Origin of the sequence: Candidatus Tokpelaia sp. (assembly GCF_008636115.1) — a bacterium.
Lineage (GTDB): Bacteria > Pseudomonadota > Alphaproteobacteria > Rhizobiales > Rhizobiaceae > QLZD01.
Genome location: NZ_QLZD01000023.1, coordinates 1 through 23,450, shown reverse-complemented (window position 1 = coordinate 23,450; position 23,450 = coordinate 1). Strand labels below are relative to the sequence as shown.

Sequence of the window (23,450 nt, the reverse complement as noted above, 5' to 3'; positions counted from 1 at the left end):
GGCAGATTTCAACCCGGTCTGCCCGCTGCTATATCAGCGTCAATATCGGCGCGGCCGCCCAGCCGCATTTTGTAAATTTCATAATTTTCCATTACCCTTTGCACATAATTGCGCGTCTCAGTAAAGGGAATACGCTCCAGCCAATCCACCACAAAATCGCTCTTTTGCCCGCGCGGATCGCCATAGCGGCCTATCCAGTCAAGCGCGCGCCCGGCACCGGCATTATAGGCGATAAAGGTCAAAATATAGGAGCCGTTGAATTTTTGCAGCTGCTCTTCCAGATAATGTACGCCCAGCCGCGCATTATAACCGGCATCGCCGGATAATTTATCCAGCGAATAAGGGAGGTTCTGCCGCCCGGCCACGGCCTTGGCCGTTTTCGGCAAAAGCTGCAACAGGCCGCGCGCATCAGCGGGCGATAAAGCCTGCGGGTTAAACTCGCTCTCCTGCCGGGCAACAGCATAGGCCAAAGCCAGCCGGCTGGGAGAAATACCGGCCACTGCCGGGATAGCCCCCAAAGGGTGCGCCAGGGCGCCAACCTCAAAAGCGCGCTGAGCCCCGTTTTTGCCGATTTTCAGGCTGCTGTAATAATTATTGTTTTTCTCTGCCAGCGCTGCCAGCAGCGCCAATTCGCCGATATTATGCAAATCTTGCGATAAAGCCGTGTAAAGACCGCGCGCTGCCGCATTATAACCGGCCTTTTCCAGCAATATCAGCGCCTGCACCGGGTGGCGCGCGGCAAAATTCCGGCGCTCGGCAGGGCTTGGCCGCGGCATTGGCGGCGGCGGCAAAGCTCTGCCAATATTTTGCGCGGCAAGCTGGCCGTAAAATGTGGTGGAATAATGCGCCGCCTGCGCATAAAAATTTTGTGCCGCGCGCGGCTCATGCAGCGCCTCGGCCGTGCGTCCCTGCCAATAATAGCCCCGGGCTTTGGTAATGGTGCCGGCCGATAAAGCGGCAAGGCGGGCAAAATGCTCCCGCGCCGGCTGCGGCCTGCCCAGAAACCGCAAAGCATACCAGCCGGCATGAAATTCGGCATCGGCCGCCTGTATTTTATCACCGGGGCGCCAGGCCGTCACCAGCCTATAGGCAATATCGGCACGGCCTATATCCAGCATTTCGCGTGACAATACCCGTCTTTCCGCCCACCAGGCCTCATTATTGCCCATTGCCCCGCTTGCCGCCGGAGTAGCCGAAACAAGCTGCGCCGCTTTTTCATAATGTTTTGTCCGGCGCAAATATTGTATATAGATAAAACGGCTGACAGCCTGCTTTTTCCAATAGGCAGAGAGCCCGGCCAGCAGCGACTCGGTTGCCATTGCCGGCTGCAGGGCTGCCATATAGGCCTGATATAAATCAGTGCCGCCGGCGCGCGCGGCAATACGCGCTGCCGCAGCTTTCTGCCCGGCAAAAAGCTGCGCAGAGAGGCGCCGGCGATAATCCTCCTGCGTCAACAGGCCTGCGGCGCTTGCTGCCAGCAATGTTTCTTCAGAATTGCTTAAACGCGCCTGATACCACCAGGGGAAAAGCACCGCCCGCGCCTGCGCTTTTTGCCCGCCCGCAATATAGGCCCTGGCCAATACTGCCCGCCCCGCCGCCGTTTGCGGCTGCTGCCCGGTAAAATAAGCGATAATTTTGGCGGGTGCCGCCCCTTCCCGCGCCAAGGCGCGCTCAAAACTGCCCTGCAACTGCGCCTGCCCGGGCCAGCCGGCCAGCTCTGCCTTGTTTTGCCATAATTGCGCGGCCGAAACGCCGCTCGGGCCGGCAGTAGCAATGGCCCAGGCCAGGCTCTGCCGCTCTGCCGTGCCGGCGGCAAAGGCGTTTTTGGCGGCCAGAGCCTCTGCCCCGCGATTATTATAGGCAGCGTCAAACCCGGCGCGCAAACGCGGCGACAGCCCGGGCAAAACAGCCGAACGCCCCGGCGGAATAGCCGAAACAGGATTATTATCAAGCCCGACCGCCGCGGCCGCGCCGGTCAATACAGGCGCAGCTTTGGTTTGAGGCCGCGCTTTGGCCGCTGTTCTGGCCGCCGGGGCAGAAGCCTTGCCCTTATGACTGCGCGCTTTTTTTGCCGCTGTCGCCTGTGCCGCCGGCCGGGCGGCCGGGTGCGGCATTTTATTGCCGCCGGCCTTAGTCTGAGCTGCGGCAATCTGGGCAAAAAACAGCCCCAGCGCCGTGCTGTATATTATAAAATTTTTATGCCAGTTTCGCGCCATAATGCCCCAATCTGCCTGCCATTGAGCGTTTTAATGCCATGAGCCTGCTACCGTCAGGCCGGGCAAAATAAAGAGCAAGGGTAAAGCCCTTCTTAATATTTTGTCGTACCCGGCAGCGCAAAGCCGGCTGCCCCAACAGCCTTGCCGCAAAAAAGCTGTTTGCAGATGGCGAAAATTGCTTTATGGTCGCGCGTGGCGGCTGCTCACAACAGGCGGCAGCCAGACTGCGCTTTTAATAGTGAAAAGGCGCGGCCTTTGCCGGCGACAGGCTGCAATTTTGAGGTATCGATATGATAGAGGGAGCTTTAACCGCCCTCATCACCCCCTTTTCAGCAGAGGATAAGGTTGATGAAAAAGCGTTTCGCCATTTGGTTGAATGGCAAATAAAAGAGGGGATTAGCGGGCTTGTTGCTGTCGGCACGACGGGTGAGTCGCCGACTTTGAGCCATAATGAGCATAAGCGCGTTATTGAGCTCTGTGTGCAGCAGACCAAAGGCCGGGTGCCGGTTATTGCCGGCGCCGGCTCCAACAGCACGGCCGAGGCAATAGAGCTGGCTCAATATGCGCAAGCGGCGGGGGCAGATGCGGCGCTGGTGGTCACGCCTTATTATAACAAGCCCAATCAGGCCGGGCTTTATGCTCATTTTGCCGCTATTGCCAAAGCAGTCCGCCTGCCGATTATTATTTATAATATTCCCGGCCGTTCTATTATTGATATGCTGCCGGAAACAATGGGCAGGCTGGCACATGATTTTAGCAATATTATCGGGGTCAAAGACGCCACGGGGAAGATTGAGCGTGTCGGTGAGCAGCGGCGCGCCTGCGGCAGCGGCTTTATCCAGCTATCGGGGGAGGATACCACGGCTCTGGCTTTTAACGCCCAGGGCGGGCGCGGCTGTATTTCCGTTACCTCTAATATTGCTCCGGCCTTAAGCGCTGCTTTTCAGCAGGCCAGTCTGGCGGGCAATGTCAAAACGGCAGAGGCTTTGCATAAAAAGCTGCTGCCGCTGCACCAGGCTCTGTTTATTGAGCCTAATCCGGCCGGAGTGAAATATGCTGCGGCGCGGCTGGGGCTTTGCCGCCCCGATCTGCGTCTGCCGCTGGTAGAAATTGCGCCGGCAACCGCAGAGAAAATTGATGCGGCGCTGGCACAGGCAGGGCTCGTTTGAATTTCCGGCTGTTGCGGCCTATATTTGAATAAAGAAGCAGTGAGGCTTGATCAAGCCACGCTTGGGCTGCCGGGGCGATTTTGCCAGTGTGGCACAGGGCGGATTTGACGCTTTGGCTGCTTTTGTCCGGCCAAAGTTTTGCCGGTTTAAAGCGGCACCGACCTCTGGCTGCAATAATAGCAGCCGGCGCGGCATGATATGATGCGCCGCGGCCGCGCAAGATTTATTGGTCTTTCCGGCCGCTGCGGCCTGTATTTAAGGCACCCGGCTCGGGCAGAAAGCAGGAATAATAGTGAAAAAACCGACAATAAAGCGCAAAATTCTGGCCGAAAACCGCAAAGCACGCTTTAATTATGAAATTCTGGACAATATGGAAGCCGGCCTGGTGCTGGTGGGCACAGAGGTGAAATCGCTGCGCGCCAATCACGCCAATATTGCCGAGAGCTACGCCTCTTTTGAGCAAGACGGGCTATGGCTTATCAATGCGCATATTCCGGAATATACTGCCGGCAATCGGTTTAACCACGAGCCGCGCCGCCTGCGCAAATTATTGCTGCACAGCAAGGAGATGGACAGGCTGGCCAAAGCTGTTGAGCGCGAAGGCATGACCATTGTGCCGCTGCGGCTTTATTTTAACCCGCGCGGCCGCGCTAAAATAGAGATTGCACTGGCGCGCGGCAAAAAGCTGCATGACAAACGCCAGACTGAAAAAAAGCGTGACTGGGGGCGGGAAAAAGCCCGCCTGCTGCGGCAAAATAATAAATAGCTTGCGGGCAGCGCCCAGTGAGCCGGCCGGCAATGGCAGAAGGCAGTATTTATGCCGGCGGCAGGCCTGCCAAATACCGCACCATAATACCGCCCGGAACGGCCATTGCTGTGCCGCCTGCCAATGCCGCCGCCACAAAAGCCGCAAGAATCGTTCGAGCTGTGTCTTGGGATATTGCTGTTTTGCCAAAAGGGGAGCGAGAATCACCCAGGAAGGCACCTGAAGCATGGTTATTTGCCAAAGCAGGTGCGGAGAATCTGCCGGCAATATTGGCACAAGCCCGCCTAAAGGCCAAAAATGGCAGAAGGCAGTATTTATGCCGGCGGCAGGCCTGCCGGATACTGCACCATAATGCCGCCCGGAGCGGCTATTGCTGTGCCGCCTGCCAATGCGGCTGCCACAAAGAGCCGCAAGAATCGTTCGAGCTGTGTCTTGGGATATTGCTGTTTTGCCAAAAGGGGAGCGAGAATCACCCAGGAAGGCACCTGAAGCACGGTTATTTGCCAAAGCAGGCGCGGAGAATCTGCCGGCGATTTGGCACAAACCCGCACCCCTCAGTGTAAGGGCGAACCGCCCAAAATCACCGGAAAAATAAGAGAATTTTTGTTCTGACTTTATCCTCATTTATCCCAATCTGCTGCGCCGGCTTCTTTATGAGCCGTTATTTTCTGCTGTATGTTAGATGGCAATCCTGCGATAAAATTGCTGCGTTCTTTCTCCGCCGAAATAGTTCTCTGCACTAAAATATTCAAAAATCTGAAAAGCGGCAAAACAATTTCCGGGCTATCGCTTAAAGAAATTTCCCGCGGGTGAACAGCATCATTGCCGATTAAGCGGCATATATGCAAATATTCCTGCTCAGCTTGAGAAATTTTACCGTTATCAATAAGAGCCTGAATGCCATCAGCAAGTTTTTTCTCTGTTCCGCCTAGGGCGAGTATAAATTTTTCTACACATAAGCGCAATAAAGCAGCGGCGGCGCGCGGCGACTGACCGGCAATAATGCGTGCTTCCATGTAAAGCTTCTGACATTCCTCCGGCATATCGGGATTGGGCATTTCTATTGTGCTCGCCGCCGGCCACAGCATTTTTCTCTCAAGCCAATAGGAATATTTCTTGCAATGCGCACAAATAGCGGCAAATATTCCGCCCGCCTGTTCATAACGCATATGTGCCGCGTCCAGTTCGCTATATCCTTTATTCTTAAGAAGCTCTAAAGTTCTGCCTAATTCCCAGTCATTCTGGTGCGCAAAAATATCGCATCGAAGCTCCGACCATTTCTGTTCTGCAAAGGCGCCGCAATGCGGGCAATTAAAGGCGGTTTTGTTAAATTCCGGCACGCTATAGTGTGTTTGCATAGGCCAAGACCTTATCAATCCCCCCATATTTCTCAAATAATCATAGCCCCGCTTCCCCGCAACGCTATTTTATCGGCCTTTCATAATTTCCTGGCCCGCTTTTCAACCGCGCCGTCAAATACTCAGCCTAACTCGGCTCACGACCGAACAGAGCATGTAGCACAGCGCTCAGGAATTACGCTTTCATCGAATCCAGATATTGGCGGGCGGTGGCGAAAATCTCATGAAACATGGCTTCTGTCAGCCGGCCGGTGCTGGTATTGTAACGTGAGCAATGGTAGCTGGAAATAAGCCGCAAGCTGCCGATTGGTGCCAATCTGCTGTCGCTGATTGCCGTTGATTCACCCCTGCCGCTCTCCCTTACCATGCCGCCGCCACTTCCTATCGAACTGCCGCTATCGCTGCCTTCCACCATGCTGCCGCTGCCGCGCTTAACCGGCGCAGCGCTCCCATTATGGCCGGCCTGTATCATGGGCCTGTCAAACTGTGCTTTATCCTTGTCAATTTGCCTCATTTCTCCGCTATCGACTTGCACCACGCCACCATTACTATCGGCTTGCGTCACGCCGGCACGGCGGATTTCCACCATGCGGCCATGAATAAAGGGCGCCGCTTTCAGCGGCACGCCCAGCGCCCGCAAGGTTGATTCATGCGCCACCTTACCCAAGGTAACCACCACGTGCAGCCGGGGTAAACCCTGCAAATAAGGGGCGAGATAGCGGCGACAGGTACTGATTTCCGCCCCCAGCGGCTTATTTTCCGGCGGCACACAGCGCACGGCATTGGCAATCGCCATTTCTACCAGTTGCAGGCCGTCATCAGGCCGTGCCTGATAGCTTCCCCGCGCGAAACCGTATTTTTTCAGAGTGTTATAAAGCAGCGGGCCGCAGCCGTCTCCGGTAAAAGGCCGCCCGGTGCGGTTGGCCCCTTGCAGGCCGGGAGCAAGGCCGACCAGCAGCAAGCGCACCGCCGCCACCCCGCCTTGCGGCAAAAACGGCTGAACAGGGGCATTATACCAGCCCGGCTGCCTTTGCCGCCATTGCTGCAAAAAATCATGCAGACGCGGGCACAAAGCGCAATTATGTGGCGGGTTAGGAAAAAGCTCCCTATTGGGCGGCAGCAAATTATATTGCCTGTCACTTCCGGCCTCTCTGCCGCACGCGCACAAAGCATTACGCAATTACCCGCTCCCGCCAATACCCGCTTTGCCGCCTTTGCTCATCACAGCTCCCGGGAATAAAGCCGCAAATCGCCCGGTTTATCATCATCACATGCCACTATATAACCGCACAACAAGCCGCAGGGCACAGCTCTGTCACTGCGCCTGTCAGCAGCCGCATATTTACGCCGCACCTCCACACCCCTACCCGCTCTCCCGGGCAATGCCGGCGCAGCCTGTTATTTCTCAAGCTGCGACAGAAGAACAAATTCACTCCCATAAAGCAGAGCCGGAAAAGAAGGAAGAACCGACAGAAAACGCATAACGCCCCACAACCTTCGCGACTGCATTCTGCCGCCCCCGCCTCTCTATAATCTCTACAGTGTCACCCGCCTCCCCTCAGGCAAAATCAGCCGATAAAAATCATGCAAAACGTGCTGCGTCAATAATCCTCATCACCTTCATCATCGTCATAATACCCTTCCTGCGCCGGCTGAGGGCGCGCATTGGGCGCGCGCTCAATATGCTTTTTCAGGCGGAACAGGTCAATAAAATGGTCGGCCTGGCGGCGCAAATCGTCCGACATCATCACCGGCTGGCTCTTTAATGTCGACACCACACTGACCTTGCGCCCCTTGCGTTGCAGGGCCTCCACCAGCGAGCGGAAATCACCGTCACCTGAAAAAATAACAAAATGATCAACGGAATCTGAAAGCTCCATGGCATCAATGGTCAGCTCAATATCCATATTGCCTTTAATTTTGCGCCGGCCGCTGGCATCGGTAAATTCCTTGGCGGCTTTGGTAATAACGCGGTAACCATTATAATCCAGCCAGTCAATCAGCGGCCGGATAGAAGAATATTCCTGATCTTCCACCAGAGCCGTATAATAATAGGCGCGCAGCAAATAGCCCCCGGCCTGAAAATAATCCAGCAGCTTGTTGTAATCTATATCAAAACCCAAAGCCTTGGAAGCAGCGTAGAGATTGGCACCGTCTATCAGCAAAACGATTTTTTCACGCGAATCAAAAATATCAGCCATTTATCTCAAACATATCCTTATGAAACAAAACAGCCGCCTATATGCCGGAAAACCACCCCAAAAGCAGCTGCAACCCCGAAAAATTCGCCCTCAATCTAAAACAGCCTATATAATTTGCCAAGGCAAAAAGACGAAATTTGCGGATTTATCCTTGTTTTTCTTGTTTTTCAGGCAAAAATAGTTTATCGGGCATATATTCGTTATTTGCCCATATTTGAGGAAAGAGGCTTGAGCCATGGCGCGCGTCACTGTGGAAGATTGTATTGACAAAGTAGAAAACCGTTTTGAACTGGTGCTTCTGGCCGGCCATCGCGCCCGGCAAATTTCGCAGGGCATGCCCATTACTATTGACCGCGATAATGATAAAAACCCGGTTGTCGCCTTGCGCGAGATCGCTGATGAGACACTTTCTCCCGCTGATTTGAAGGAAAATCTTATCCATTCCCTGCAGAAACATGTCGAGGTAGATGAACCGGAAGAAGCACGCGCTTTGCTGACTTCCGATATTGCCATAATGGAAGCCGGCGGTGAAATACCGCTTACTGAGGGGGCTGCCAAGGAAGAAAGCGATACTATAGCTTTTGACCAAATGTCGGAAGAAGATTTGCTGGCAGGCATTGAAAGCCTGGTTGCGCCTGAGAAAAATGAAGATTTTTGACACAGACACCAGTAGCCGGACGGGCTTTGCAGGCGGCGCCATTTGGTGCCGCTTTTTTCTTGCCCTCTTATTATTGCCGTTATACTATGGAAATATCCGTCATGGCAGGCAAGGAGCAAGGCAATGGCAGAAACAGAATTAAAATTGCCCTCAGTATTGGCGCAGGAATATGAGGCCTACAAAAAGCTGCAAACTAAATTATGGGAGAAATTTCGGGGTGGTTTTGTGCTGATTAAAGGCAGCGAGTTGCAAGGTATTTACCCTGACCGGGCAATGGCAATGGCCAAAGGCTATGAAAAATTCGGCACAGATTCCTTTCTGGTAAAAGAAATATTTGCCCCGGGCATGGAACCTGTCTTTTATATCAGACGGAGTTTTGTTCGATGAGCACTTACGCGTCCTGCTCTATTGAAAATGGTCAGATTATTTTGAATGCCGGATTATATTATGCCCATGAAGATTGGAGCAAACTGAAAGAAGAGGATAAAAAGAAAATAAAGAAATTTTTGCCTCTTCCTGCCCGTCTCTTATTGGATACGGGAGCAAGCTGCTCTTGTATTTGCAAAAGTCAATTACAGCCCTTTAAAGATTTGGGTTTGCTGCCCAGAGAGACAATATCCATACTGACACCCTCAACCGGGACAAATTCTGCACAAAGAGACAGCTATGAAATGGGTTTATTGGTCGGCGGGCATATAAATATTGAACCGCATATTGAAGTTTCCGTGCTTTTAGTGGAAACAGATTTCACCGGTCAAAATATTGACGGTCTTTTGGGCATGGATATTCTAGAGCACTGCCATATGAGTTTTTCGGGCATTAATAAAACGTGTTTTTTGTCCTTTCATGATGTAATACCGCCAATGAAAGCCAATAAAGTGCCGCCATTGGGAGTGGAAGGCGATGCTTTAAAAGGGCTTTGAAAACGATATGCGTTGCTAAAACGAGCACGAGTAAGGATTAACGCGCATGATACGGCAATATGAGCTTGTCGAACGGGTTCGGCGTTATAAGCCCAATGCCGATGAAAATCTGTTAAATAAAGCCTATATTTATGCCATGCAAAAGCACGGTTCGCAAAAGCGAGCCTCAGGCGATCCTTATTTTTCCCACCCTTTGGAAGTTGCCACAATTCTGACCGATATGCATCTGGACGAAGCGACCATTGCCGTTGCCCTGCTGCATGACACAATAGAAGATACAGATGCCACGCGGGCTGAAATTGACAAATTATTCGGCACGGAAATCGGTGCGCTGGTGGAAGGCCTGACCAAGCTGAAAAAGCTGGATTTAGTATCGCAAAAAGCCATTCAGGCGGAAAATCTGCGCAAATTGCTGATCGCCATTTCCAAAGATGTGCGGGTGCTGCTGGTGAAATTGGCCGACAGGCTGCATAATATGCGCACTTTGCAGGTTATGCGTGATGATAAACAGCGCCGCATTGCCCAGGAAACGATGGATATTTATGCGCCGCTGGCCGGGCGCATGGGCATGCAAGATGTGCGCGAAGAATTGGAAGAGCTGTCTTTCCGCTATATTAACCCGCAAGGCTGGAAAGCGGTAAAAGACAAACTTACCGATTTGTCGCAGCGCAATAGTAATGTGCTCAGTGTTATTGAACAGGATATAACCAAAATTTTTGCCGAATACGGCATTAAAGCGCAGATTAAAAGCCGGCAAAAAAAGGCCTGGTCCATTTTCAGCAAAATGGAGCATCAGGCTCTGTCTTTTGAGCAATTATCCGATATTTACGGTTTTCGCATTATTGTTAACACATTGGAAAACTGCTACCGCGCTTTAGGTGTTATCCACACGAGCTGGACTATGGTTCCCGGCCGGTTTAAAGATTATATTTCCATGCCCAAGCAAAACGGCTATCGCTCGCTGCACACCACAGTTGTCGGCCCTTCCCGCCAGCGGGTGGAGCTGCAAATCCGCACGCATGCAATGGACGAAATCGCCGAATATGGCGTGGCCGCTCATGCTGTTTATAAAGAAAAAGGCTCAGGGCCGGGCGGCAAAAATGCCAGAGACAATAAGCAGGAAACCGCCGCTTATGCCTGGCTGCGGCAAACTATTCAGACTTTGTCGGAAGGCGGAACACCGGAAGAATTTCTGGAAAATACCAAATTAGAGCTGTTTCAGGATCAGGTTTTCTGCTTTACCCCCAAAGGCCGGCTTATTGCTTTGCCGCGCGGTGCCACACCGATTGATTTTGCCTATATGATTCATTCCGATATTGGCGATTCCTGCATTGGGGTCAAGATAAACGGCCTGAGCCGGCCGCTGACCACCGGTTTGACCAATGGCGATGAGGTAGAGATTATCTGCTCGGCCAAACAAGTGCCGCCGGCGGCATGGGAAGAGCTGGTGGCGACCGGCAAAGCGCGCATGGCTATCAGGCGCGCCACCCGCGCCGCTGTGCGCAAGCAATATTCCGGCCTTGGCCGGCGCATTCTGGAGCGCAGTTTTGAAAAAGCGGGCAAAACCTTTTCAAAAGAAAATCTGGAGCAGTTTTTGCCGCGGCTGGGGCGGAAGGATAGTGATGATGTTCTGGCCTCTGTCGGCCGCGGCGAATTGCTGCCCAATGATGTTATCCGCGCCCTCTATCCCGATTATCAGGATAAGCGCGCCACCCCCAAAACTGCCAAAGCAGAGCAGGAAAAAGGCTGGTTTAATATTCGCAATGTGGCCGGCATGATTTTTAAAATGCCGCAGGAGCGGCCAAAACCGGCGCCTGATGAAACCGGGATAAAAGATAAAACCGCGCCCGGCAGCATAATGTCGGAAAGCGGAGCAGCCCTGGCCACGCTGCCGCAGCCGGGGGATAATGCCCTGCCCATTCGCGGCATTAACCGCAATATAGCCGTGCAGTTTGCGCCGGAAGGCGCCGTGCCGGGCGACCGTATTGTCGGCATATTTCAACCGCAAAAAGGCATTATTATTTATCCCATACAATCACCGGCTTTGGCCGCTTATGATGACAAGCCCGACTGGTGGCTGGACGTGCGCTGGGATATTGATGCGCAAATGAGCGCCCGCTTTCCCGCCCGTATCGCCGTTATTGCCGGCAACAGCCCCGGCTCACTGGCTGAAACAGCAGCGATTATTGCGCGTAATGATGCCAATATTCACAATTTGTCACTGCCGCGCACGGCACCGGATTTCAGCGAAATGCTGCTGGATCTGGAAGTATGGGATTTAAAACATCTGAATACAATTCTCAGCCAGTTGCGGCGGCTGGAGAGTGTCAGCCAGGCCTGGCGGGTCAATGGTTAAAGCGCACGCAAAAAAGAAAAATATCCCTGAAGCGTATGTTACCGGTGCCTGCTATTTGGCCGGGCGGAATATCCGCCGGTTCGGCAGAAATTTTCCCGGCAATCCCGGTTTTGAAAAATTTGGCCAATCCGGCAATGCACAGGATCGCTCACGCCTCTGCCCAAGACCATAATTGCCGGTGCCAAAAATAAATAGTTTTGCATAAATCAGCACAAAGTCTTGCCTGTATCTCCTGCCGGTTTTACAAGAGATTATGCTTATTGATGAAAATGCACTGGAAGAGCGTTTACGGCATTTGCCGCCGCGCCGGCGGCGCGAGCTGGCCTATATTGTCAACCTTCTGCTTGAGAATTTCCAGCCGGCAAAACTGCCGCAGGCCAATGAGGCTCTGCGCCGCGGCCGTATTCTCAAAATTATTCTGTTTGGCTCTTATGCGCGCGGCAAGCAGGTAATGGATCGCAAAAGCGGCTATAATTCCGATTATGATTTGCTGATTGTCGTCAATAATAAGGAAGCGGCCGAGCCGGAAAACTGGTATCATGTCGAAGGGGTTTTGCTGCATGAAGAGCTGGTGCTCAAGCGGATAAGAGTCCCGGTGGAAATTATTGTCCACAGCTATCATGATGTGAATGCCCAGCTTAAAATCGGCCGCCCCTTCTTCATTGATATTCTCTATGACGGTATCCCCCTTTATGCCGAGCCGGGCTACCCGCTGGCTGACGCCGGCGCTATGACAGAAAAACAGCAGCATGAAGAAGCGCAAAAATATTTTAAGAAATGGTATAAAGACTCTCTGGCAAACCTGGAAATCGCGCAAATTTGCCTCACCAAAGCGCACAATGAAGCAGACGATACTTTCCTGAGAAAAGCGGCTTTTGAGGCCCATCAGGCAACCGAGCGCATTTATCACTGCCTGTTGTTAACGCTTATGCTCTATAGCCCCAAACTGCATAATTTACGCAAATTGCGCTCAATGGCCAATTTCCATGCGCCGGAGCTTATCTCGGTATGGCCGCAAGATAAACGCGTCTATAAACGCTGTTTTGAGCTGTTGCGCCGCGCTTATGTTGAGGCGCGTTATTCACCGCATTATAAAATCACTGCTTTGCAGTTACAATGGCTGTTTACCCGTATTAAAGATTTGCAGCAGCGGGTGAAAAAGATTTGTGAAGCAAATCTGTGAAGCGCATTTGCGCGAAATGGGGTAGACAAACCGGCAATAAATAGTGCATGAGCTGCCCGCTCATTGACAGCGGCAAAGAGCGCAGCGCTCTTTGAGGGCAGAAAAGATGTGCGGCAGTGGCGGCAAAAGAAAAAGCGGAAACTGCCAAAGGCAGCAAAAGCCGGAGCGGATTTAAAGCCATAAAATTCTGAATAAAACAGAGAAAGTTAATGTCATGAAAACACAAGAGGTTCTGGATATTTTTAACCAGGCAGGGGCGATTTTGCACGGCCATTTCATTCTCACTTCCGGGCGGCATAGCGCTGTTTATCTGCAAAAGGCGCATGTTTTCATGTATGCGGAGCTGACAGAAAAATTATGCCGCGCTTTGGCCGAAAAAATCCGCGAATTTCTGGCCGGGCGGCAGGAGGATTTGCCTGATTATCTTGTCGGCCCGGCTATTGGCGGCCTTATCCCCGCTTATGAAACCGCCCGCCAGCTGCATTTACCCGCTATTTGGGTAGAGCGCGAGCAAGGCCGCTTCAGGCTGCGCCGCTTCCCCATTAAACAGGGAGCGCGTGTTTTGATTGTTGAAGATATTGTGACCACCGGCCTTTCTGTGCGTGAAACGGTGGAAGCCATGCAAGAGGCCGGGGCCAAAATAGTGGCCGCCGCCTGTATTTTGAACCGCTCCGGCGGCAAGGCAGAAATCGGCGTGCCGCTCATAAGCCTGGCCGATTACGCCGTGCCTTCCTATGCCGCGGATAATCTGCCGCCGGCGCTGGCAGCCATGCCTGCGGTCAAACCGGGCAGCAGGCCGGCCTCAAGCAACTGAGTGCGGTAGCGGCAGGCCAAAAAAGAGGCCTTCTTGCTTTGCCCGCCCGCAGGCTGTAATCTGGCTCTATCATGTCAAGAGAGCAAAGGCCGGCGGCAATCTATACTCGCCGGCGGCAAAAATAAAAGCAGGAGCGCCAAGGATAGCGATTATTATGCCGAATAATGAAAAAATATTACATTATGCCGATGCTGCCGTTCCCCGCTATACATCTTATCCGACTGCGGCAGATTTTCACCGGCTGGAAGATGCACCGCGTCTTGCCGCCTTGCGCCGCCTCAGCGCACAAGACCGTGTTTCCGTTTATATTCATATTCCTTATTGCAGCGCCATGTGCCATTATTGCGGCTGTTTTACCAAAGTAACGCGCCGCGCCGATAGTGTGGCGGACTATACCCGCTATATTGTGCAGGACATAAAACTGCAGGCCGCCTGTTTTAACGGGCGGCCCCGACTTGCTCATCTGCACTGGGGCGGCGGCACACCTGCCATTATTTCACCCGCCGCTTTCCGCGCTATCATGGCCGCTTTGAAAGAAGCTTTCACCTTTGAAGCGGAGGCAGAACACGCTATCGAGCTTGACCCGCGCTATGTTGATGCGGAGCTTTGCGCTTTGCTGGCTGAGCAAGGCGTTAACCGCGCCAGCCTCGGCGTGCAGGATATTGACGCCAAAGTACAGCAGGCTATCGGCCGTATTCAGCCGCTCAGCGCTATTGAACGCACTGTGAGCGCCTTGCGCCGGGCCGGGATAAAGCACATAAATTTTGACCTTATTTACGGCCTGCCGCACCAGACCGAGGCCAGCCTGCAGGAAACATGTGAAAAAACCGCGCAATTAGTGCCTGATCGCATTGCCTGTTACGGCTATGCCCATTTGCCGCAAAGACGCGCCAATCAAAGGCTGATTGACAGCGCTATTCTACCTGATGCGCATGCGCGTTTTTTTCAGGCAGCCCTTGTCGGCAAAATTTTAACCCGGCTGGGCTATGTGCCGATTGGGCTTGACCATTTTGCCCTGCCCGCAGACCCGCTGGCACAAGCGGCAAAAAACGGCAGATTGCACCGTAATTTCCAGGGTTATACCGATGATGATGCGGCAGTTTTGCTGGGCTTCGGCGCGTCAAGCATTTCAGAATTCCCCAATCTTTATGCCCAGACCATTGCCGATATTGGCCAATATAAACAGGCAATAGCGCAAGGGCGGCTGGGCACGGCGCGCGGGGTTGCGCTTAATGCCGAAGATAAAAAACGCGCGGCCCTTATCCGCGATTTAATGTGCCGTTTCCGCGTTGATCTGGCTGTTTACGGCGGCGCCCGGCATTATCAGGCTGAGCTGGCGCGCTTGCAGCCACTGCTGGCCGACAATATTGCCGAGCAATCGCAGGATATAATCACCATTACCGAGGCAGGCCGGCCTTTTGTTCGTCTGGTTGCCGGCCTGTTTGATACATACAGGCAGGAAAAAACAGGCAATTTCAGCCCGGCAGTGTAAAACCGGCCAGGCAGAGACACAGGATAAATTGTGGCGCCCAAACGCATTTTCCCTCCACACGGTTTTTTACGCCGCGCCGCGCGGCTGGCGCTGATCATTATCGGCCTTTTCCTGCTTTGTATCACTGTTTTGGCGGTTTTATATCGCTTCAGTTTTATCCACCCGGTTTCCACTCTTATGCTGCGCGACACTGTCACCCACACCTCTTATAAAAGGCAATGGGTTCCCCTGCGCCATATAGCGCCAAGCCTTGTTTATTCGGTCATGATGGCGGAAGACGGGCGCTTTTGCGAACATGACGGCGTTGACTGGCAGGCTTTGCAGCAGGCAGCGAGTGAAGATGATGATAAACCGCGCGGCGCGTCCACTATCACCATGCAAGTGGTAAAAAACCTGTTTTTCTGGAAAAGCCGTTCTTATCTGCGCAAGGCAACAGAAATCCCCATTGCTTTATGGGTGGATATGCTGCTGCCGAAAAAACGGATTATGGAAATTTATCTCAATATCGCCCAATGGGGTAAAGGCATTTACGGGGTTGAGGCCGCCTCACGCTATTATTTCGGCATTTCCGCCCGCAATTTGACCCCGCGGCAAAGCGCGCTTCTGGCGATTGCCCTGCCCTCGCCCTTGAAACGTAATCCTTTTCGCCTGGATTATACGCTGCTTGACCGCGCCGCTATTATTGAAAGGCGCGTGCTGGCTGCCGGCGCTTATATTGGCTGCCTGCGTTAAAAGCCGGTAAAGCAGGGCTATAACAGATTATCGCCGGCGGAAAGCCGCGAAAATGCGGAATCTTTGATAAGAAATTGTTGATTTTCGCAAAAAATTCTGCAAAAAGAGGAGGAAGACTGGTTGAATGCGCTTTCTTCCCCTATAAAGCCGGGCTTTCGCGCTGCGGGGTTGATTTGCTTTCCGGCAGGCATTTTTGAAGAATTTTGCAGTTTCTGCGCCGGTTTTGCCGGTGCAATGCGTTTAACAAGCGGAGTATGCGGCCATGGCTGTCCCTAAACGAAAAACCTCTCCTTCCAAACGCGGCATGCGCCGCTCGGCCGATGCGCTAAAGGCTCCGACTTATGTTGAAGATAAAAATTCGGGCGAATTGCGCCGCCCGCATCATATTGACCTGAAAACCGGCATGTATCGCGGCCGTCAGGTGCTGACAGCAAAGAGCTAAAGCAGAGAGGCCTGCTTTAGGGTTTGCTGCTGTGATTGAGCAATATTAGCCGAAGCATGATTATCAGGTGCAGTGGTTTCTCCGCTGCGTTTTGTGCTCCCTGTCTATGTAGGCACTCCTGTCATAATTTTCAGGAAAATTCTACTTTTTCTACTATTACCGGCATTTTGCGCCCATGGAAAAAGCCCAAAATCGAGAGACGGCCTATGTCCGGACAAAGGGAAGTTTTGCATATTCAGGCGATTGACCATATTGTGCTCACTGTCCGGGATACAGAACAATCGGCTATATGGTATGAAAAAGTGCTGGGCGCCAGGCGGGAAAATTATGCCGCTCAACATAGCAATAACGCCACCGGCACAGATAATGAAAATACGGTCGCAGATAAGAAAATTACGCCGGCGCAACGCATAAGCCTGAAATTCGGTTGGCAAAAAATCAATTTACGGCCGATAGAGGCAAGCGCCACAAACTGGTTCACCGCGCAAAATCCGCAAATCGGCAGTGCCGATTTATGTTTTTTGGTTAATCTGCCGCCTGAAGAAATTATACAATATTTAAAAACCAATAATATCGCAATAGAGGAAGGCCCGGTTACCAAAACCGGAGCGCGCGGCGCTATTTGCTCAGTCTATTGTCGCGACCCGGACGGCAATCTGATTGAATTGAGCTCTTACCCCAAAGCTGTCCAGGCATAAAGCTTCCTCCAAATAAAGAGGGAGGAGACAGCACTCCTACATTAAGAGAAGAGACGAACATAATTTCACCCCACGGGTAATACTATAATTTATATGAGGCATGGCTGGTAAAAATAGCGGAAATTCTGCTATCAGGGGGAGATTACCCCGCCAATCCGCTTTGCCTTCAGCCATAATCTCCCCTCAAACATAGCAAACAGCATTATTCGCAGAATCCCCATGGCTGCATAGCTCCTGTTCCTGCAAATTCTGAGCTGCGCAATAATTCTCCATAATCATAAAACGAAGGAAAATAAATGGCGGAGAGAATGGGATTCGAACCCATGAGAGCCTTTTGAGCCCTACTCCCTTAGCAGGGGAGCGCCTTCGACCACTCGGCCATCTCTCCTCATTTTTGCCGGCCCAAAAGCAGCCCCCAATGCAGCCATTGGCAAAAACCGCTGCGGCTCACTTTGCTCCCGCCTGTCAAACATAGCAGAAGCACAGAATCGGCACATTCCACCGCGCAGAAATTCCACCTGTCTTTGCTTTGCAATAGCCTTTCTTGCCGGCAAAGGCAAGATCTGTCACGGCGTTTTTTCATTTGCCGGCAGCTTTCTGTGCACAATCAGCCGTAAAACAGCTTTATTCGCCGCCCCACCCTTAACTTTTTGTCAACTGCCCTAAATTCCTGACAAGGGCTTAACAAAACGCGCTTATCCTGCTTTTGCTCCGGCGCCTTGCTGCAAATTATGCCACTTGCCGACAAAGCACTGCGGCAAAGTGCCAAAAGCAGTATTATCACGCGCCACCCCAATGCAAATTTGATGAAATTCTATGGAAGATTCATGCCGGCAAAACCCGCTCCGCCCCTCCCCATTTCTTTATCCCTTGTCCCTGTCAGGGCGGCGTCCCTCCCCGCCTCTTTATCCCTTGTCCCTGTCAGGGCTGCGCCCCTCCCCGCCTCTTTATCCCTTGTCCCTGTCGCGCCTACAGCGCTCCCCGCCTCTTGCTGTTTCATGCTCTGGCGCAAAGCCTGCCGGCATTTGGTTCGCTTGCTCTGTTTTTTCCTTACTTTTTTTGCTTTGCTGCTCCTGCCGGCTTTTGCTGCCGATATAGCGCCGGCGGCAGAACCTGATGAGCCGCATTATGTGCAGACCTGCCCGGCTGAGGGTGACGGCTATTTTTATCTGCCGGGCACACAAACCTGCTTCCGTATTTCCGGCTATCTCCGCAATGATACTAAAGGCGGTGACAATACTTATACCCGCACAAGGAAAACTCTGCACCGTCACACTTATGCCTCACGCACACGCGCAGCATTGCGCTGGCACACAGCGACAGCAACGGATTACGGCACTTTGCGCAGTTTTGTTGAATTCCGCTCGCAATGGAGCGCCGGGGCAGAATATGGTGAGGTGAGAAACAGCGCCCAGTATTTGCGTTTTGCCTATTTTGAGCTGGGCGGGCTGCGTATGGGCATGGACGACAGTATTTTCAGCCATTGGACCGGCTATCACGGCAATGTTGTCAATGATGATGTTATAACGCCAATGCAAAATGCCCGCACCAATGCTATTTCCTATACTTATAAAGCGCGCAACGGCTTTTCAGCCGTTTTGGGGGTGGAGCAAGGCGATCAGGAAGGAGACAACGCCGGCTTCCGCTACCGGGCCGATGGCAGCCACCATAATTACACTCTCAGCCAGCAAACGCATGATTATACGCCAAATATTGTCGGCGGCCTGAAATGGGCCGGCGCCAAAAGCACAATTTCGGCTGTTGCCGCCTATGATGCCTATTATTCCGAATGGGCAACACAAACGCGGCTCGATCTTTACCCGACAGACAGGTTTTCTCTCTGGACAATGATCGGCTATAAATCAGCCGATGATTATTATGCCATAGATGCCGGCCATATAAATTACAGCTATAATAAAGACGGCAGCAGGCGGGTAAAACAGGGCATTTACCGGCAGATAAACTCGCTTTACGGCGATTGGGGCGGCCATTGGATATTTTTCGGCGGCGGCACTTACAGCCTGACACAGCGAACCGATTTTAACCTGCAACTGGCCTATAGCAGCAATAAAAATTTCGCCTCCGCCGCCAATTTAAATCATATGCTTGTTCCGGGGCTGAACCTTATCCCGGAAATCAGCTATAATGCGTGGAATGAATCACACGGCTATCAATATAGCGAATCCTATGAAGAAAAAAATACCCTCAAAGGCCATAATGCCGTGCAGGGCATGTTGCGCGTGCAGCGCTCTTTCTGAAATTATCCCAAGCCGGCTTATCCGAATCTATCCCGGGCTTTAAGGCTGTCTCCCCATAACCGCGCCGGCCCGCGCCCGGCAATTTTTACCTCCCGATTCGCTGTCGATTATACCGGACATAAACTTGACTAGAAAAATCTACTTTGATATAGGCTGGCTGCAAGGCCAGGCTGATTTACGGCTTTTTGTTACAAATCGCGATAAAAAGCCAGGAACACAGGCGAGCCCTTGCCGATTTGTGTCCTTTACGCAACAGGGGCAAGTAATAATATGAAAGGTGCTGTAAATTCCGGCCTTTTGGGTTGTGTATCAAAAAAATGCTATTAACCTGACCTGCGGGAAGTTCGGTTCTTTAAATCAGTCTTTTGTGAGCGCAGATCTGGCGAGAGAAAGCCGCCATATTTGCTTTATCCGGGGTATTTCTCCCGTTACATATAATGTCCATTTGCTGGAGAATGAACATGAAAATCAAAGACCTGTTTCTGGGTTCTGCTGCTGTTCTGCTGCTGGCGCCGCCAATGGCCGGTGCTGCTCCCGCGCCTGAGCCGGAACCTGATCAAACACAATTTGTCCGCGCCTGCGATGCTTTTGGCGAAGGCTATTTTTATATTCCCGGCACCGAGACCTGCCTGCGTATTTCCGGCTATGTCCGTTCTGAGATTCAGGGCGGCGATCAGGTCTATGCCCGCCGCCGTGAAGAGCGCCACCGTAATACTTATGCCTGGCTGACGCGCGGCGTATTGCGCTTCCACACCGCTTCCGAGACAGAATGGGGGCCGCTGCGCACATTTATGGAATTGCGTTCTGACTGGAAGGCCGGCGCAGAATTCGGTTCGGCCAATGACAATACCGGCGGCTCCCTGCGCTATGGCTATATTGAGCTGGGCGGCCTGCGCGTTGGCCTTGATGAAACTATTTTTGCCTATTGGACAGGCTATTACGGCAATGTTTTAAATGATGATGTGCTGAACCCGGCCGAGACCCGCACCAATACAATCTCCTATACTTATAATGCGGGCAACGGCTTTTCTGCTATTCTGGGTGCTGAGCAGGGCAATAATTTTGGCGGTGACGGCAGCCCCATGTATATTGATGAAGATAATATTGACGCCATATTGAGCACACAGGATAATGGCGGTTATCGCTTCCGCTCGGACGGCAGCCGCCGTTTCCGGAAATTAAGCCAGCAGACACATAATTATATGCCTTATCTTGTCGGCGGCCTGAAATATGAGAAAAACTGGGGCGCTGTTTCCGCTGTATTCGGCTATGATTCCTATTATTCCGAATGGGCGACAAAATTGCGCGCCGATCTTAATATGACCGATAAATTTTCCGTCTTCCTGATGGGCGGTTATAAATCCATGAGTGATTATTATAATCTCGACACAAGTTACGGCACAAACGGCACGCGGATTGTCGGCTATCGCGCTGACGGCACGGCCATCAGGCACCGCGGCATTTACCGTCAGATTAACTCTATGTATGGTGACTGGGGCGGTGACTGGGCTATGTGGACAGGCGCCACTTACAAATTCACCCCGGCAACCAGCTTCAACCTCCAGGCCGCTTACAGCGATGACCGCACTTTTGCTACGGCGGCCAATGTCTCGCATGAGCTTTTCCCCGGTTTAAATCTCACCCCTGAAATAGCCTATGTTAACTGGGATAATCGCTACGGCCGTAAATATGCCAATGGTGATGAGACACGTGTCTCGCTCAAGAACAGGGAGGCGCTTCAGGGGCAGCTTCGCCTGCAACGCTCTTTCTAGCAATGTGACAATTTATCAGGGCAATTATCCGTTTTTCCGGGCGTTTTGGCAGCGCCCGGTTTGGTTATATAGTACAGCTAATGGGCGGCTGTTGTTTTATTGATTGTGTATTCTCTATACCGTATCTCGTTATACAGAGCAAAGCATGCTATTATAGTTAACTATACCTTAACAGCGCTGTTTTATTGCCGGTAAGCAAAGTCTCAGTCAAGGACATTATGAAAATTAAAACTCTGCTGTTTGTTTTTTTTGCCGCCGCCGCGGCCTTGCCGGCGCGGGCAAATGATTATGCGCCTCAGCCTGAGCCTGAAGAGACAGGCCTTGTCCGCGCTTGTGATGCTTTTGGCCAAGGATATTTTTATATTCCCGGCACGAATAGCTGCCTGCGCATTTCCGGCTATTTGCGCGCCGATAATAAAGGCGGTGACGGCGTTTACGCCATGACCTATGGTGACCGCCGCGGCAAAAGCTATGATTGGCTGATGCGCGCTACTTTGCGCGTCCACACAGCTTCGCAAACCGAATGGGGGCCGCTGCGCACATTTATGGAATTGCGCTCAGACTGGCATAATGGCTCGGAAGGCAATACGCCGGACGATAATTCCGGCGGTGATTTGCGCTTTGGCTATATTGAGCTGGGCGGCCTGCGTGTCGGCATTGATGAAACAATTTTTGCTTATTGGACCGGCTATTACGGCAATATGATCAGCGATGATATTATGAACCCAACCGATAAGCGCACCAATGTTATCGCCTATACTTTTAACCATGAAACCGGCTTTTCAGCTATTCTCGGCTTTGAACAGGGCAATACTTATGACGGCAACGGCACTATTCCCGGCGATCTGGGCCGCAGCATTAGTGACGGCGCTGATAATACGCTTGACGGCAGCAAAAACGGCGGCTATCGCTTCCGCTCAGACGGCAGCAAACATTATAAAGAGCTTAGCTCGCAAACGCATGATTACACGCCCAATATAGTTGGCGGCCTGAAATATGAGAAAAACTGGGGCTCTATTGCCGGTGTAATCGGTTATGAGCCTTATTATTCAGAGTGGGAAGGTAAAATACGGCTGGACGCCAATCTCACCAATCGCCTGTCGCTCTTTGCCATGGGCGGCTATAAATCGATGGAAGATTATTATAATCTGGATACAAGTTACGGCGATGACGGCGCACGTATTATCGGCTATCGCGCTGACGGCTCGGCCATTAAGCGCTACGGCCTTTACCGGCAGGTCAATTCGAATTTTGGCGATTGGGGCGGACACGGCATTTACTGGCTGGGCGGCACTTATAAATTTTCGCATAAAACCAGCCTCAATTTCCAGAATGCTTATGGCGAAGACCGCAGCTTTGCCCATTCTACCAATATTACCAAAGATATTGTCGACGGGCTGACTTTGGTCTGTGAGGTGACCTATAAAACATGGCATAATAAATATGGCCGCCGCCAGGCTGATGGCGATGAATATCGCCTCTCGCTCAAGGATAAGGAGGCGCTTCAGGGCGCGGTGCGCCTGCAGCGCTCTTTCTGATACAGCCTGGTTCATGCCGGAGCAAGTTTACCGGCTGCCGCCTTTCCCGGCTTTAAGACCCGCCTGACAACAAAAATTTCCGCCTGATTCCCGCTATTCCCGCCGCTGCCGGCCGGCGCGTCTGGTAGATTGGGCGGCTTGGTTCCGCCGCTTGCAGCGCTCTTTCTAAGGCTGTATCCCCCGCCGGCGCACCCGACCCGGGCACTGGGTCATTTTTATATTATGGCCGGTTATGCCGGCGTTTTTCTGCTTTTCTCTGCTGTTATTTTCCGGCAGTGCGCGCCATTTCGCGCAAATGCGCTTCACAAATTTGCTTTACCCGCTCTTGCAGATCTTCAATACGGCTAAACAGCCATTGTAACTGCAAGGCGGTAATCTTGTAATGCGGCGAATAGCGCCCCTCAACATAAGCGCGGCGCAACAGCTCAAAACAACGCTTATAGGCGCGTTTGTCTTCCGGCCATACAGAAGCCAGATCCGGCGCCAGCGCATTGGCTGCCCGCCGCAGCTTGCCGATATTATGCAGCTTGGGGCTGTAAAGCGTTAGTGTCAGCAGCAGGCAATGATAAATACGCTCTGTCGCCTGATGAGCAAGAAAGGCAGCATCGCGCATATAGGCATTCATTTCCCCTTGCGATTCCTTGAAAGAGGATTGTGAATTTTTTAAAGCTGCTAAAGAACCTGTATACCACTGGTTAAAATATTTCTCCGCCTCTTCATGCTGTTGCTCTGCGGTCATAGCGCCGGGGGTGGCCAGCGGGTAGCCCGGCTCAGCATAAAGCTCTATGCCATCGCGCAGAATATCAAGAAAAAACGGCCGCCCAAGCTTAAGCCGGGCATTGACATCGCGATAGCTATGCACAATAAACTCGAC

The 23,450-nt window shown here is 52.2% G+C and carries 21 protein-coding genes and 1 tRNA gene; 15 read left to right on the top strand and 7 right to left on the bottom strand.

Going from position 1 to position 23,450, the window contains the following annotated elements:
* Positions 1 to 8: 8 nt before the first annotated feature.
* Positions 9 to 2,216 (bottom strand): lytic transglycosylase domain-containing protein, encoded by a 2,208-nt coding sequence (locus DPQ22_RS03665; protein ID WP_246681463.1) that lies wholly within the window; start codon positions 2,214 to 2,216, stop codon positions 9 to 11.
* 290 nt (positions 2,217 to 2,506) lie between these two features.
* Between DPQ22_RS03665 and dapA the strand changes: the two genes are divergently transcribed.
* Entirely contained in the window at positions 2,507 to 3,385 is an 879-nt protein-coding gene (dapA, locus tag DPQ22_RS03660; protein WP_150213234.1) for a 4-hydroxy-tetrahydrodipicolinate synthase, read from the top strand.
* A gap of 292 nt (positions 3,386 to 3,677) precedes the next feature.
* Positions 3,678 to 4,151 carry an SsrA-binding protein SmpB gene (smpB, locus tag DPQ22_RS03655; RefSeq protein ID WP_246681462.1) on the top strand — a complete coding sequence of 158 codons (474 nt, stop codon included), beginning with the start codon at positions 3,678 to 3,680 and terminating at the stop codon, positions 4,149 to 4,151.
* Between the two features lie 620 nt (positions 4,152 to 4,771).
* On the opposite strand, the gene DPQ22_RS03650 is transcribed toward smpB, so the two are convergent.
* The 3 genes from DPQ22_RS03650 to DPQ22_RS03635 form a co-directional block, all read right to left on the bottom strand.
* Entirely contained in the window at positions 4,772 to 5,509 is a 738-nt protein-coding gene (locus DPQ22_RS03650) for a DUF4145 domain-containing protein (protein WP_190323130.1), read from the bottom strand.
* A 175-nt stretch (positions 5,510 to 5,684) separates the two neighbouring features.
* Complete coding sequence (locus DPQ22_RS09360; RefSeq protein WP_338140465.1) at positions 5,685 to 6,476, bottom strand: uracil-DNA glycosylase family protein; 792 nt, start codon at positions 6,474 to 6,476, stop codon at positions 5,685 to 5,687.
* Between the two features lie 634 nt (positions 6,477 to 7,110).
* Entirely contained in the window at positions 7,111 to 7,701 is a 591-nt protein-coding gene (locus tag DPQ22_RS03635; RefSeq protein WP_150213353.1) for an NYN domain-containing protein, read from the bottom strand.
* A gap of 244 nt (positions 7,702 to 7,945) precedes the next feature.
* Here DPQ22_RS03635 and rpoZ point away from each other — a divergent pair, with 244 nt between their 5' ends.
* From rpoZ to DPQ22_RS03585, 10 genes are all read left to right on the top strand, one after another.
* Positions 7,946 to 8,368 (top strand): DNA-directed RNA polymerase subunit omega, encoded by a 423-nt coding sequence (rpoZ, locus tag DPQ22_RS03630; protein WP_150213228.1) that lies wholly within the window; start codon positions 7,946 to 7,948, stop codon positions 8,366 to 8,368.
* A gap of 123 nt (positions 8,369 to 8,491) precedes the next feature.
* Positions 8,492 to 8,755, top strand: a complete 264-nt coding sequence (locus DPQ22_RS03625; protein WP_150213226.1) for a hypothetical protein — start codon at positions 8,492 to 8,494, stop codon at positions 8,753 to 8,755.
* Complete coding sequence (locus DPQ22_RS03620; RefSeq protein ID WP_150213224.1) at positions 8,752 to 9,291, top strand: hypothetical protein; 540 nt, start codon at positions 8,752 to 8,754, stop codon at positions 9,289 to 9,291. Before DPQ22_RS03625 ends, DPQ22_RS03620 begins: the two co-directional genes overlap by 4 nt.
* Before the next feature lie 46 nt (positions 9,292 to 9,337).
* Complete coding sequence (locus DPQ22_RS03615) at positions 9,338 to 11,647, top strand: RelA/SpoT family protein (RefSeq protein ID WP_150213222.1); 2,310 nt, start codon at positions 9,338 to 9,340, stop codon at positions 11,645 to 11,647.
* A gap of 253 nt (positions 11,648 to 11,900) precedes the next feature.
* Positions 11,901 to 12,830, top strand: a complete 930-nt coding sequence (locus DPQ22_RS03610) for a HEPN domain-containing protein (protein WP_150213221.1) — start codon at positions 11,901 to 11,903, stop codon at positions 12,828 to 12,830.
* Between the two features lie 214 nt (positions 12,831 to 13,044).
* Positions 13,045 to 13,644, top strand: coding sequence for an orotate phosphoribosyltransferase (gene pyrE, locus DPQ22_RS03605; RefSeq protein WP_150213220.1), 600 nt, complete (start codon positions 13,045 to 13,047; stop codon positions 13,642 to 13,644).
* A gap of 154 nt (positions 13,645 to 13,798) precedes the next feature.
* Positions 13,799 to 15,136, top strand: coding sequence for an oxygen-independent coproporphyrinogen III oxidase (hemN, locus tag DPQ22_RS03600; protein ID WP_150213219.1), 1,338 nt, complete (start codon positions 13,799 to 13,801; stop codon positions 15,134 to 15,136).
* 30 nt (positions 15,137 to 15,166) lie between these two features.
* Positions 15,167 to 15,868, top strand: coding sequence for a monofunctional biosynthetic peptidoglycan transglycosylase (gene mtgA, locus DPQ22_RS03595; protein WP_246681461.1), 702 nt, complete (start codon positions 15,167 to 15,169; stop codon positions 15,866 to 15,868).
* A 262-nt stretch (positions 15,869 to 16,130) separates the two neighbouring features.
* Positions 16,131 to 16,310 carry a 50S ribosomal protein L32 gene (gene rpmF / locus DPQ22_RS03590; protein ID WP_150213218.1) on the top strand — a complete coding sequence of 60 codons (180 nt, stop codon included), beginning with the start codon at positions 16,131 to 16,133 and terminating at the stop codon, positions 16,308 to 16,310.
* Positions 16,311 to 16,516: 206 nt separating this feature from the next.
* Positions 16,517 to 17,008 (top strand): VOC family protein, encoded by a 492-nt coding sequence (locus tag DPQ22_RS03585; RefSeq protein ID WP_150213217.1) that lies wholly within the window; start codon positions 16,517 to 16,519, stop codon positions 17,006 to 17,008.
* A gap of 297 nt (positions 17,009 to 17,305) precedes the next feature.
* Here the strand turns inward: DPQ22_RS03585 and DPQ22_RS03580 are convergent.
* A tRNA-Ser gene (locus tag DPQ22_RS03580) sits at positions 17,306 to 17,396 on the bottom strand.
* A 426-nt stretch (positions 17,397 to 17,822) separates the two neighbouring features.
* The gene (locus DPQ22_RS03575) at positions 17,823 to 18,008 is read right to left on the bottom strand and encodes a hypothetical protein (RefSeq protein WP_150213216.1); all 186 of its coding nucleotides are present in this window, start codon (positions 18,006 to 18,008) and stop codon (positions 17,823 to 17,825) included.
* Positions 18,009 to 18,033: 25 nt separating this feature from the next.
* Here DPQ22_RS03575 and DPQ22_RS03570 point away from each other — a divergent pair, with 25 nt between their 5' ends.
* The 3 genes from DPQ22_RS03570 to DPQ22_RS03560 all read left to right on the top strand — a co-directional run bounded on the left by DPQ22_RS03570 (position 18,034) and on the right by DPQ22_RS03560 (position 22,576).
* The gene (locus tag DPQ22_RS03570; protein ID WP_246681460.1) at positions 18,034 to 19,266 is read left to right on the top strand and encodes a porin; all 1,233 of its coding nucleotides are present in this window, start codon (positions 18,034 to 18,036) and stop codon (positions 19,264 to 19,266) included.
* A 461-nt stretch (positions 19,267 to 19,727) separates the two neighbouring features.
* Positions 19,728 to 21,038 (top strand): porin, encoded by a 1,311-nt coding sequence (locus DPQ22_RS03565; protein WP_150213214.1) that lies wholly within the window; start codon positions 19,728 to 19,730, stop codon positions 21,036 to 21,038.
* 218 nt (positions 21,039 to 21,256) lie between these two features.
* Positions 21,257 to 22,576 carry a porin gene (locus DPQ22_RS03560; protein WP_150213213.1) on the top strand — a complete coding sequence of 440 codons (1,320 nt, stop codon included), beginning with the start codon at positions 21,257 to 21,259 and terminating at the stop codon, positions 22,574 to 22,576.
* 262 nt (positions 22,577 to 22,838) lie between these two features.
* On the opposite strand, the gene DPQ22_RS03555 is transcribed toward DPQ22_RS03560, so the two are convergent.
* Positions 22,839 to 23,450: HEPN domain-containing protein (locus tag DPQ22_RS03555; protein ID WP_150213212.1), on the bottom strand; the 612-nt coding region annotated here is incomplete at its 5' end.

Coding starts and splice junctions, on each gene's coding strand:
- DPQ22_RS03665 (WP_246681463.1), bottom strand. CDS start 2,216: ATGGCGCGAAACTGGCATAAAAATTTTATAATATACAGCACGGCGCTG.
- dapA (WP_150213234.1), top strand. CDS start 2,507: ATGATAGAGGGAGCTTTAACCGCCCTCATCACCCCCTTTTCAGCAGAG.
- DPQ22_RS03650 (WP_190323130.1), bottom strand. CDS start 5,509: ATGCAAACACACTATAGCGTGCCGGAATTTAACAAAACCGCCTTTAAT.
- rpoZ (WP_150213228.1), top strand. CDS start 7,946: ATGGCGCGCGTCACTGTGGAAGATTGTATTGACAAAGTAGAAAACCGT.
- DPQ22_RS03625 (WP_150213226.1), top strand. CDS start 8,492: ATGGCAGAAACAGAATTAAAATTGCCCTCAGTATTGGCGCAGGAATAT.
- DPQ22_RS03620 (WP_150213224.1), top strand. CDS start 8,752: ATGAGCACTTACGCGTCCTGCTCTATTGAAAATGGTCAGATTATTTTG.
- DPQ22_RS03615 (WP_150213222.1), top strand. CDS start 9,338: ATGATACGGCAATATGAGCTTGTCGAACGGGTTCGGCGTTATAAGCCC.
- DPQ22_RS03610 (WP_150213221.1), top strand. CDS start 11,901: ATGCTTATTGATGAAAATGCACTGGAAGAGCGTTTACGGCATTTGCCG.
- pyrE (WP_150213220.1), top strand. CDS start 13,045: ATGAAAACACAAGAGGTTCTGGATATTTTTAACCAGGCAGGGGCGATT.
- hemN (WP_150213219.1), top strand. CDS start 13,799: ATGCCGAATAATGAAAAAATATTACATTATGCCGATGCTGCCGTTCCC.
- rpmF (WP_150213218.1), top strand. CDS start 16,131: ATGGCTGTCCCTAAACGAAAAACCTCTCCTTCCAAACGCGGCATGCGC.
- DPQ22_RS03585 (WP_150213217.1), top strand. CDS start 16,517: ATGTCCGGACAAAGGGAAGTTTTGCATATTCAGGCGATTGACCATATT.
- DPQ22_RS03575 (WP_150213216.1), bottom strand. CDS start 18,008: ATGAAACAGCAAGAGGCGGGGAGCGCTGTAGGCGCGACAGGGACAAGG.
- DPQ22_RS03565 (WP_150213214.1), top strand. CDS start 19,728: ATGAAAATCAAAGACCTGTTTCTGGGTTCTGCTGCTGTTCTGCTGCTG.
- DPQ22_RS03560 (WP_150213213.1), top strand. CDS start 21,257: ATGAAAATTAAAACTCTGCTGTTTGTTTTTTTTGCCGCCGCCGCGGCC.